The sequence below is a fragment of the Acidovorax sp. GW835-FHT14B10 genome (genome assembly GCF_058793725.1).
Genome location: NZ_JBXAGC010000053.1, coordinates 1 through 9,285 on the forward strand (window position 1 = coordinate 1; position 9,285 = coordinate 9,285).

Here is a 9,285-nt window from a genome sequence, read left to right on the forward strand (position 1 = left end):
AAACAGCGCTGAAATCACTCTTCAGCCCACCGGCCACGATGCGCCGAAATGATCGGTCACATTCGCCGAAATACGCAGCAATGTGATGACCCGATCACACTTCGGAGACTTACAGTTCCTGCATGCGATGGCCAGCGAAGAAGGGGTGCACCCTGGTGCAACACGGGCCAAGGTGTTGGACTGGCTGGAGTTCGCCTGGAAAGTGTCCTCGCGGGAGATCAAGCCCGATACCTTTCTTCGGGATATCGATAACGCAACACTGAAGGAGCACTTTGGGTGCACGCAGTGGCGGGTCTCCGATCTCTACATCCTGGGGCACCAGGACAAGCTGCTTCCCTACCTGCACCATGTGGCGTTCGGGTCCGTGCTGCACACCGTGCAGGACTCATTTGCTGGTGCCCATTCTTCACGGGAGGCCACGCCACCCGGCGGTGTGTGCAAGGACACTGCTTTTGCGCAGCCTCGGCGAATTGTGGAACTCCATACCTATGGCGCCCAGGATGGTGGTCTGCACGATGAGCAGGACACCCGGGATGCCATGACCCGCGTGAGTGCTGCAGACAAGTGGCCGGACGCGGTAGAAGCCACGCGCAATCTGGCGCGTTTCTATGATGACCGCGCCAAATGGACGGATGTCCAACCCTACATGCAGTGCCTGTTTGAACTGGCGGATGAACGCAAGGACTCTTCACCAGGAGAGCCGTATCGTCGCCGCTGAGGGCTTGGTTGGGGCAACTTGCCCTCACCCACTCACTGCGGACTGAGCAATGCCAGAGCCTTGCGCTTGCCGAGCTTGAGCACCTGGGCAATGCGCTCTAGCTGCGCAGCCCGTGGGTGCACCCGACCTGATTCCCACTTGTAGACGGATAGCGATGACGCGCCCAGCAGCAGAGCCATCTCTTTCTGTGTGATGCCCAGCGCTGCTCGTTTTTCAACAAGGGTCTGTGCGTTGAACTGGATCTGTCTTGGCTTCTTGGATCCGGTTTCTTCGATCGCAGCTTTGGCTTTGGGCTCATCCGCTACTTTGATCTGGCGTCGAGAGGACTTGAGCTGAGAGGTCAGCGCCTTCACCTCGCGTTTCAATGCGGCGATCTCGGACCGATGGCTGGTGATGGCCTTGCGCATGCCCTGCAACTCGGGCTTGATTTCCTTGCGCGCCATGCGGGCAACTTCAGCGCGAAAGGCATTGGAAAAAGTGTTCATTGGCTCGATGGTAGCGTTTGTGTCGACACACCGACACACCGACACACCGACACACCGACACACCGACGGACCGACGGACCGAGGGACCATCTGCCGAACTGGGTGGGCGGAGTCCATCGAACCAAACGGCCAAAACAAAACCGCCAGCGGCACTGGGCCCGTGGCGGTTTTGAATGCAGTCATGCGGTCAAATACGCTGCGGCTTACTTACTTACTTACTTGCCTGCCTGCCTTATCCGCCTTGCGCTTTGCAGCCTTGGGATCCACCACCGCCTTGAACTTGGCGCCCGCCACAAACTTCGGCACCGTGCTCGCAGGTATCTTCAGTGCTGCGCCAGTCGAAGGGTTCTTGCCCGTGCGTGCCGCACGCTTGGCGGACTTGAAGGTGCCAAAGCCCACCAGTTGAACGGCATCGCCCTTCTTCACGGCGGTCTGGATGGTGTCGATCAGAGTGTCCAGTACGGCATTGGCTGAGACCTTGGACAGATCATTCTTGGCGGCGAGGATGGCAACGAGGTCGGCACGGTTCATGGATGCTCACAATGCATAGAAGTTGAAAGGGCCGATTTATAACGCCCCCGCTGACACCTGGCTTGCGAAGACTCAATGCTGCAGCGCACTTTTTGGCAAAAACTCCACCCCCGTCCTCTTGACCAACTCCTGATAGCTGATCGGCCGACTCACTGTCTCACCTTCCCGGTTCTCTTGCCAATGCGCCCAGGCCCTTTGGGTGGTGACGTCATAGACCAGCTTGTACAAATAGGTGGGCACCTTCACCCCATTGGCGCCAATGCGAGGCCCACTGTCTGTGAACACCGGCCCGGTGATTACAAACACATCCCCTTTGGCCCTTCGCGCATAGCGCCGCGTATCTTGCTCAATCTTGTTCCAGGCGCCCCCGTTCTGTTGGGGGTTCTGGGGAACCATATTGGCCAGGCTGAAGCTTTGTGCCATCGCCGTTGGGGTAGGCATGTCCCCCGCAGGTGCCATGTGCCCGCGGCTGTACCCAGAGTTCTTGTAGTCCTCCAGTTCCGCTCGCTCACCACTGGGAAGTCGCGCATCGGCAAAGAACCGCTTGGCCCGCTTCTCATCGGCATCTTCCACACTCTGGCGGTTCAAGCGCTGCGCCACAAACACGGGCGTCCGGGTGGTACCACTGTGAAGCACGGCAAAGGCTTCATAACAAAGCTCCCGCAACTGAGGTCGGGGTGTGATTGCAGGGGGAACCCCATTCGCAAAAAACTGAGGGCACTGCGCAAAGCTGGTGGGCTGCGGTGTGAACAGGGCCCCACTGTCGAACTGCGGCGAGCGAGCCCAGGAGAGATTCGGACTGACACTGGCCAGAGACAGGACCAGCGCGGTGGCCAGGCGAACACGGCGTGGCCAAGAAAACAATCGGTTCACGGGAATGGAATGAGCAAAAACTGGAGTCCGATTGGAGCATCCTGGCCGCCCGATCTCAGGCTTGAATGGACGCAATTCGCAGGGATTTACAGTTGCTTGCACCCCTGAAAACCGTCACCCAAAAGGGCTCCAAGGGGGGAGCCAGTTTGCTTGGCTAACAGTGCTGGAAGAACACCTCCCATGGCAGCAGCACCCGCAAATCACAGCTTCACAACCAGTCCCCGAGGGTTCTTGCTGACATGTACTCTTCCAAAGAAAGCTGTATATTTGTACAGTACATCAACACATTGGAGAACTGCCATGGAAACCATCGAAACCACCTACACCGTCACCCTGCGGGACTACCCTGAAGAACTGCCCGCCAAGGAGCGCATTGCGGCCGAAACCCGCTACGCGAAAGTATTGGAAAAGCAACTGGGCGGACCAGAACAAGTGGCTGCGGCCCTGGACACTCTGAACAACTTGGAGGAGTCGCCCCCTGAGGTGGTGTCTCCCGGAGATCTCACCTTGCTCAAAGCCTGGGGCAAGGCGAGCACTGCAGCCAAGCAGGCGGGGTTCCGGGATCTGGGGGAAGGGGATGGGGCGTACTTCGAAGTACGGCTGGGATGAAGGTCGAGATCCGCTGCCGTTGGCGGAGATGTCGCAGGCGCGCCGGCGGGCCAGCACTCCGCATGCAGTCAGAAGCAGTGCGGGTTGAGGCGACACCATGACGATCAATTCACCTTGGAACTACCCGACGTTGCTCTGCACGCCGCCCTGGAAGATTGAGGGGATGTTCCAGACAGAGACCGTGTTGCCGCTGGAGCCTGAGGCGTACACGATCACCCAGGAAGGCGAGATCTGGCGGGTGACTGTGAAGCATTCGGGGTCGGTGCTATACGAGGGGTCTGGACCCGTGGAGTTGGTGGAGTCGCCTGCGCCGTTTTGAAGAATTGGGATTGCACAGTACCAAGTACCAGTTGTATGGTGCAACAGACAGCAAGGAGTCGATATGTCGATTGACCGCGCCAACTATCCAGGGGTACCAGAGGACTTTCCGGTGACTGCAGCTCTGTCTGCCGTTGCGGGCGCCCAGCCCAAGATGAGCCTGGTTGAGGAAGGCGGGGAGTTCTATTCCCCAGGCACTTCGCCGTCAGAGGTCATCGCTGCTTTCCAGATGTGTGACGATCTGGTCTCGCAGATGGTCCGGTACTGCCAGAGAAAACTCGCGACCTTTGAGGGGAATCAGGAGGCGACGGTGAAGGCTGCGTTGAAAGGCCTCCTGGCCAAGCGATGGTGCACCGACGCGCAGTGTGTGTGGATCATGCGCAGGGTGGTGGACGAACTGCAGTGGTCAGTGGGTGAGAGCGTTTGGGGCATCTAATGGCCACCCAATCTTCCGAGGTGAGTTTCAGTGCTCCAGAGCCTGGGGGGCATGACCATTTGCGAGATGGGGCGGCAGCGGAAGTGCACCAGGGCTACGAAGCCGACGACGGCCCTCTCTCGCCTGTGCAGATAGTGGCGGTGCAGGCGGCGGCCGATGAAGACCTGCCCAAGGGGGCTGTTGTCCGCAGAAGTTGTCTGTTTCCTTGGGTTGGACACGGAGTTGGTGAACCTGGTCGCCTCTGGCCAGAGTTCCAAAAAATGCGGGCTCTTTAAACGAACGTCCGCGTTACACAAAACACTGCAATAGCGGTCCAGAGACTGGCATCGCTCGATGTCGGCTCTGCAGCGTTATAGGGCTTGCTCCAAGGCATCGAGTACGAAGTCTGTGCGCATCGAACTGCTCACCCGCCAGCCCACGATCCGCCTGGCAAACACATCGATCACAAAGGCCACATAGAGCCAGCCCTGCCAGGTCGAGACGTAGGTGAAGTCGCTTACCCACAACTGGTTGGGCCGCTCTGCGCGGAACCGACGGTTGACCCGGTCTAGAGGGCACTGTGCTTTGCTGTCGCTGGTGGTGGTTCGTACGACCTTGCCGCGCATCACCCCGCGCAAGCCCAACTGCCGCATCAGCCTCTCAACAGTGCAGCGGGCCACTGCCGTGCCTTCACGCCTGAGTTGCCGCCATACTTTGTCGGCGCCGTAGACCTGCATGTTGGCCTGCCAGACACGTTGAATCTGCGGCATCAGCAAGCTTAAAGCGCGTCATCAGCCCGCATCAACTCAACCGCAGCAGTGTGCAGCGCGAGACTTCGGACGTCTTGTTCCTGGTGGTGTGCCATGTTGAGTACCAAATTTCCTCACGTATGCCGCCAGAGGTCTAGAACAATAGGTCGCTTGACTAAACCGCGGTCGTTGCATTCAATACGGGCGCTGGCGGGGTGCTTAGCCACCGGTCAAAGGCCCATGGTGCGACTGATCTCTTGGGCAATTTAGATACAGCGTTCTGGCGGCGGACTGAACCGTCTCTGCGCCTGACATCCAGCTTGCCATCAATGATTGCGAATATTGCTTCCAAACTGAAGCGGCGACATCAATAGTGACGTCTTGTCCGAGTTCATGTAATGCGAGTTGGACATTGCGCGCGTCTGATATCTCATCCTCCTCCAGCTGCAAAGCCACATTCGCGTCACTGCTTTTTTGGATCCATTGGGCTAAATCTGACTTAAATTTCTTCGCATCTTCGTCCATCAGTTTGTCGAAATCGGGACTTCCAAATTCACGACCTACTGGGGCCATTGAGTCCCATGCCAAATCTTCGTCAGAGGGTTTATACCGAGCCCCAGACATTGAAGTTGCCGAAATTTGATCCCCTGGGCCTATCCAGAACTCGTGATACCCGCATTGCTCTGTAAACACTGCTACTCGATGAATGGCCCCATCAGCGGGTGTTTCGCCTACGTAAAACGCCCGCCGAAACGTCAGATCAGAGCCATCCTTAAATTGGACGTGAACACTGCCATCTGAGAAATCCGCCGCCAAAAGGTTGTCTTCAACAATGTCTGCGGCAGAGCGGCCAAGCCTCTGTGAAAGTGCAATCTGCCAGTACTCCAGCATACCGACCCAAGGCATGACTGCTTTTTTCCTAAGATGATCAAGCTCCTCTTGGGCTGCAGACCGGATATCGTGCTGAGATGGAGTGCCCTCCTCACTAAAGATGCGGTCTAGGTATGCTCCTCGCGCGTCCATGGTTGCGACTGCGTAATCAAGCCAAGACTGGAAATCCGTCGGCGGGGCTGGTGTACTCATATCAAACCTCCATATTTCGTTGAGGACTTCAATGACATCCATTGGAAATCGGAATGGGTAGATCTTCTGAATTGGAATAACTGGCAAGTCCGGCACCGGAGTCGGTAGCTTCTTGGAATGGCTGGCTTTGTTGGCCAGAATACACAAGATACTCTCAGGCATGCGCGCACCGATCCAGAACGCGGTCTACGCGCTTTTTCAACCTCAAGCCGCCGCATGACCACACACGCCGATCAGCAACCATCGCACGAGCCACATCCGACGACACGCTGTGCTCTCTGCCAGGAGCACCGCGCCTTGCGGGAATCCCATATCGTCCCGAATGCCTATTTTCGGGCGATGAAGAAGGGCTCCAACGGAAAGCTCATTTCTATGGACACGTCGCCCGACTCCGTGGCCATGTCCAGCCAGGACAGCCTCTCCGAGCCGCTCCTGTGCGCCGAATGCGAGGAGCGCCTTTGTAAATGGGAGACGCCGTGGATCCGCAAGCTCCGGGTCACGGCCAAGCAGTTCAAGGCCGGTGTGGACGAGGTGGCGGTCAAGGACCACGACCACGCGTCGCTCAAGTGCTTCCTGGTCTCCATAATCTGGCGAGCATCCGTCTGCTCGCGCCCTGAGTTCTCCGAGGTGACGTTGCCCGGGCCCGTGCTGGAGACAATCCGGGCGGATCTGCTGGCTGGGAACGCGCCACCGGATGGCGTGATCGGTGTGCGTATCCGCAAGCTGGTGGACCCCACCGGCCAACTCGGCGATCTGGAGCGGTTCGTCTTCACCCCCGCGCGGTTTTCCGAGGGGGGGATCCAAGGCTACAGGCTCTTCTTCGCGGGCTATGTGGTTGACTACCTGACCTTGAGGGTCACACGCCAAGTGGCCAAGATCCGCGGCTTCCTGCGTGATGCATCCACCATGTCCATGCCCTCCATCTCGTGTTTCGATGTTCGCGAGTTCATGCGGGTCGGGCGGTCGATGGTGCGCAAGCACGTGCGGGGTCAGACGGCCTTCAAGGGTGCCCCCGCGGCCAGGTAATCCAGAGGCGGCACGACACCTGGAACTCAGGCGCACGTGCCCTCATAGAGCTCTCGCACGAACTCCGTCACGTCCTTGCCCAGCGCTTCCAGCCAGAGCTTAAGCTCGACCACGTCCAGGTGCCGCACCCCGGTCTCGCACTTGCTCACCTCGGCCTGGGTCTATTCCAAACGGGTCGCCAGCTCCGCTTGGCTCACCCGTGCCTCGACGCGCTTGTCGCGCAGCAGCTTGATCATCTGCTGGTACTCGAGGGTGTAGGGGGACTTCTGCATCGGCGTCGGGGCCCATGAGCTTGCATGCGATCATCGAATATGCGCAAATCGCACAATTCACCGTCCTATTTGGCGTGAGTGACGCGCGTCCCGGCGCGACGATGGTTATCGCCGGCGTACAGCCGTGTCACTTCTTGGACGCCAGGACATGCCGACCCGTCGCCAGGTCAGCCCGCGAGCCTCACGCTGATTCGGCGCCTTCGAGGTCTAACTCGTCGTCTTCGATCAGCACCATTTCGCCATCGAGCGGCCGGTCGCTCATGACGGACGTTGGCACGCAGGCGCTCCAGCATCATGCGGCGCCTGCGCGCGCAAAACGCCTCCAGATCCGCAAACACACTCGGTCACTCAGCGCTTTTGGCACCTACGGGACTTGGAGTTCCGATGGATTCACCGTTCGAGCCAAGGCTGCCGAGTGGACGTGAGAAGCGGATTGGCGTCTCACTTAATTCGGTAGCGTCGCATCAATTCGAGAACCCGACACCTCTGGCCAGAGTTCCAAAAAATGCGGGCTCTTTAAACGAACGTCCGCGTTACACAAAACACTGCAATAGTGGTCCAGAGACTGGCATCGCTCGATGTCGGCTCTGCAGCGTTATGCACAGCACGCAGTTATGGACAGTTGGCCAGTCTGAACGCGCCAGAGGCTGTGATCGCCCTGGTAGATCGCAAGGAGGCGGTGCCGTTGAACTGGACATAAGTTCGCAGTCGGCGCATGAATGGTGATCTCACAACTGGAGATCACCATGGACTTGATTCTTTCGATGCACCCGATGGCCAGGGCATGGCTGCTCGATGGCCCGCTGTCTTCATACGTCGGGGCGTTCCAGGCATTGCTGGAGCGCGGCCGGTACGCCGAAGGCAGCTCGGAGACTGCCCTTCGTGCCTGGTCGCACTTTGCCCACTGGATGGCGAAGTGCCAGGTATCTGCCGAACAGATCGACGAAGCCCTCGTCGAGCAGTTTCTGGATTCGCATCTGCCGCGCTGCGACTGCCATCCCGCGGCTCTGCGTACACGCAGCGGCTTGAGCGCCAGTCTCGGACACCTGCTCGCCTTGTTGCGGGAACAGCATGTCATCGTGGAACTGCCAGGCCCCAGCGGTCCCATTGCAGAAGAACTGAACCGTTACAACGTCCACATGCGCGACGCCCGCGGCCTGGCGATAGGCACGCGCGAGGATCGGCTGGTACTCGTAGGTCGTCTGCTGCAATGCAAGTTCGCGGGCAAGGCCATCGCCATCGGCGAGTTGCAGCCGGAAGACGTTCGCGGCTTCATCGCAACCGAGCTCACGCGGGTCAGCAGCGGGTCGCATTCCAGCGCGGTCACTGCTGCGCTGCGGGCCTACTTCCGATACCGCGGGACCTGCGGTGACGCAGTGAACAGCCTGCTCGGCGCTATCTCGTCGCCGGTGCGATGGAGCCAAGCATCGTTGCCGCGCGCGCTGACGACCGAGGAGGTCCAGCGCCTCGAAGCGCATTGCGCCGAGGCCAAGCGGGCTCCGCTGCGCCTGCTGGCCATGGTGCGCCTGGCCTTGGATCTCGGACTGCGCGTGGGCGAGATCGCCAAGCTGGAGATCGGCGACTTCGATTGGCGTGCCGGAACGGTGACCTTGAAGCGAACAAAGTCCCAGCGCCAGGATGTCCTACCGCTGCCGGTGCTCACCGGGCAGGCTCTGGCGGAGTACATGAGACACGAGCGGCCCGCAACCACGCTGCCATCGCTGTTCGTCCGTCGGTTGGCGCCACACGACAAGCCCATCGGCGTCGATGCAGTGAGCCAGGCAATCGGGCGTGCCCTGCGAGGTGCCGGCATCTCACGCGGTTGCCATTCGTTGCGTCACACGCTGGCCTGTCGCCTGGTCAACAGCGGCAGTTCGATCAAGGAGGTCGCCGATGTGCTTCGGCATCGATCGCTGGACACCTCGTTGATCTACGCCAAGCTCGACTTGCAACTGCTTGCCGAGGTCGCTCTTCCTTGGCCTGGGAGCGCATCATGAGCGCCCCGTCATTGGCGTGCATCGACCTCACCGCCAAGGTGGAGCAATACCTGGCTGAACGCCTGCACCTCGGGTTCAGGCCGTGCTCCTCTGATCTTGCTGTGCGCCGCTTTACTCGCTTCATGGTCGGCGAGGTGCGTATTTCGGCGAATGTGACCGATCATTTCGGCGCATCGTGGCCGGTGGGCTGAAGAGTGATTTCAGCGCTG

General features: G+C 59.4%; 11 protein-coding genes and 1 pseudogene. 7 read left to right on the forward strand and 5 right to left on the reverse strand.

Annotated features, from left to right (window positions below; genetic code table 11):
* Positions 1–127 precede the first annotated feature (127 nt).
* The gene (locus AC1Q5S_RS21765; RefSeq protein ID WP_492239418.1) at positions 128–718 is read left to right on the forward strand and encodes a hypothetical protein; all 591 of its coding nucleotides are present in this window, start codon (positions 128–130) and stop codon (positions 716–718) included.
* A gap of 32 nt (positions 719–750) precedes the next feature.
* Here the strand turns inward: AC1Q5S_RS21765 and AC1Q5S_RS21770 are convergent, their stop codons facing one another.
* The 3 genes from AC1Q5S_RS21770 to AC1Q5S_RS21780 all read right to left on the reverse strand — a co-directional run bounded on the left by AC1Q5S_RS21770 (position 751) and on the right by AC1Q5S_RS21780 (position 2,607).
* Positions 751–1,203 carry a helix-turn-helix domain-containing protein gene (locus AC1Q5S_RS21770; RefSeq protein WP_066784489.1) on the reverse strand — a complete coding sequence of 151 codons (453 nt, stop codon included), beginning with the start codon at positions 1,201–1,203 and terminating at the stop codon, positions 751–753.
* A gap of 207 nt (positions 1,204–1,410) precedes the next feature.
* A complete protein-coding gene (locus AC1Q5S_RS21775; protein ID WP_066784487.1) occupies positions 1,411–1,734 on the reverse strand; it encodes an HU family DNA-binding protein in 324 nt (107 codons plus the stop codon).
* Positions 1,735–1,806: 72 nt separating this feature from the next.
* Positions 1,807–2,607 (reverse strand): DNA/RNA non-specific endonuclease, encoded by an 801-nt coding sequence (locus tag AC1Q5S_RS21780; protein WP_066784482.1) that lies wholly within the window; start codon positions 2,605–2,607, stop codon positions 1,807–1,809.
* A gap of 300 nt (positions 2,608–2,907) precedes the next feature.
* On the opposite strand from AC1Q5S_RS21780, the gene AC1Q5S_RS21785 reads away from it, so the two are divergent.
* The 3 genes from AC1Q5S_RS21785 to AC1Q5S_RS21795 all read left to right on the forward strand — a co-directional run bounded on the left by AC1Q5S_RS21785 (position 2,908) and on the right by AC1Q5S_RS21795 (position 3,970).
* Positions 2,908–3,216, forward strand: a complete 309-nt coding sequence (locus tag AC1Q5S_RS21785) for a hypothetical protein (RefSeq protein ID WP_092701687.1) — start codon at positions 2,908–2,910, stop codon at positions 3,214–3,216.
* 97 nt (positions 3,217–3,313) lie between these two features.
* Entirely contained in the window at positions 3,314–3,535 is a 222-nt protein-coding gene (locus AC1Q5S_RS21790; RefSeq protein ID WP_092701690.1) for a hypothetical protein, read from the forward strand.
* Positions 3,536–3,598: 63 nt separating this feature from the next.
* The gene (locus AC1Q5S_RS21795) at positions 3,599–3,970 is read left to right on the forward strand and encodes a hypothetical protein (RefSeq protein WP_233521205.1); all 372 of its coding nucleotides are present in this window, start codon (positions 3,599–3,601) and stop codon (positions 3,968–3,970) included.
* Positions 3,971–4,323: 353 nt separating this feature from the next.
* On the opposite strand, the pseudogene AC1Q5S_RS21800 reads toward AC1Q5S_RS21795, so the two are convergent.
* Together AC1Q5S_RS21800 and AC1Q5S_RS21805 are read right to left on the reverse strand one after the other, a co-directional pair.
* Positions 4,324–4,725, reverse strand: a pseudogene (locus AC1Q5S_RS21800) (IS3 family transposase); the annotation flags it as partial.
* A gap of 192 nt (positions 4,726–4,917) precedes the next feature.
* Entirely contained in the window at positions 4,918–5,943 is a 1,026-nt protein-coding gene (locus tag AC1Q5S_RS21805) for a hypothetical protein (protein WP_492239419.1), read from the reverse strand.
* A gap of 54 nt (positions 5,944–5,997) precedes the next feature.
* On the opposite strand from AC1Q5S_RS21805, the gene AC1Q5S_RS21810 reads away from it, so the two are divergent.
* The 3 genes from AC1Q5S_RS21810 to AC1Q5S_RS21820 all read left to right on the forward strand — a co-directional run bounded on the left by AC1Q5S_RS21810 (position 5,998) and on the right by AC1Q5S_RS21820 (position 9,267).
* Positions 5,998–6,807: a hypothetical protein gene (locus AC1Q5S_RS21810; protein WP_133243646.1), complete on the forward strand. Its 810-nt coding sequence runs from the start codon at positions 5,998–6,000 to the stop codon at positions 6,805–6,807.
* Between the two features lie 1,018 nt (positions 6,808–7,825).
* The gene (locus tag AC1Q5S_RS21815) at positions 7,826–9,076 is read left to right on the forward strand and encodes a site-specific integrase (protein WP_235516236.1); all 1,251 of its coding nucleotides are present in this window, start codon (positions 7,826–7,828) and stop codon (positions 9,074–9,076) included.
* Positions 9,073–9,267 carry a hypothetical protein gene (locus AC1Q5S_RS21820; protein WP_492239420.1) on the forward strand — a complete coding sequence of 65 codons (195 nt, stop codon included), beginning with the start codon at positions 9,073–9,075 and terminating at the stop codon, positions 9,265–9,267. Before AC1Q5S_RS21815 ends, AC1Q5S_RS21820 begins: the two co-directional genes overlap by 4 nt.
* Positions 9,268–9,285: the final 18 nt, after the last annotated feature.

Bases quoted from the DNA above. Each gene is read 5' to 3' on its own strand.
- AC1Q5S_RS21765 (WP_492239418.1), top strand. From the start codon at position 128: ATGGCCAGCGAAGAAGGGGTGCACCCTGGTGCAACACGGGCCAAGGTG.
- AC1Q5S_RS21770 (WP_066784489.1), bottom strand. From the start codon at position 1,203: ATGAACACTTTTTCCAATGCCTTTCGCGCTGAAGTTGCCCGCATGGCG.
- AC1Q5S_RS21775 (WP_066784487.1), bottom strand. From the start codon at position 1,734: ATGAACCGTGCCGACCTCGTTGCCATCCTCGCCGCCAAGAATGATCTG.
- AC1Q5S_RS21785 (WP_092701687.1), top strand. From the start codon at position 2,908: ATGGAAACCATCGAAACCACCTACACCGTCACCCTGCGGGACTACCCT.
- AC1Q5S_RS21790 (WP_092701690.1), top strand. From the start codon at position 3,314: ATGACGATCAATTCACCTTGGAACTACCCGACGTTGCTCTGCACGCCG.
- AC1Q5S_RS21795 (WP_233521205.1), top strand. From the start codon at position 3,599: ATGTCGATTGACCGCGCCAACTATCCAGGGGTACCAGAGGACTTTCCG.
- AC1Q5S_RS21805 (WP_492239419.1), bottom strand. From the start codon at position 5,943: ATGCCTGAGAGTATCTTGTGTATTCTGGCCAACAAAGCCAGCCATTCC.
- AC1Q5S_RS21810 (WP_133243646.1), top strand. From the start codon at position 5,998: ATGACCACACACGCCGATCAGCAACCATCGCACGAGCCACATCCGACG.
- AC1Q5S_RS21815 (WP_235516236.1), top strand. From the start codon at position 7,826: ATGGACTTGATTCTTTCGATGCACCCGATGGCCAGGGCATGGCTGCTC.
- AC1Q5S_RS21820 (WP_492239420.1), top strand. From the start codon at position 9,073: ATGAGCGCCCCGTCATTGGCGTGCATCGACCTCACCGCCAAGGTGGAG.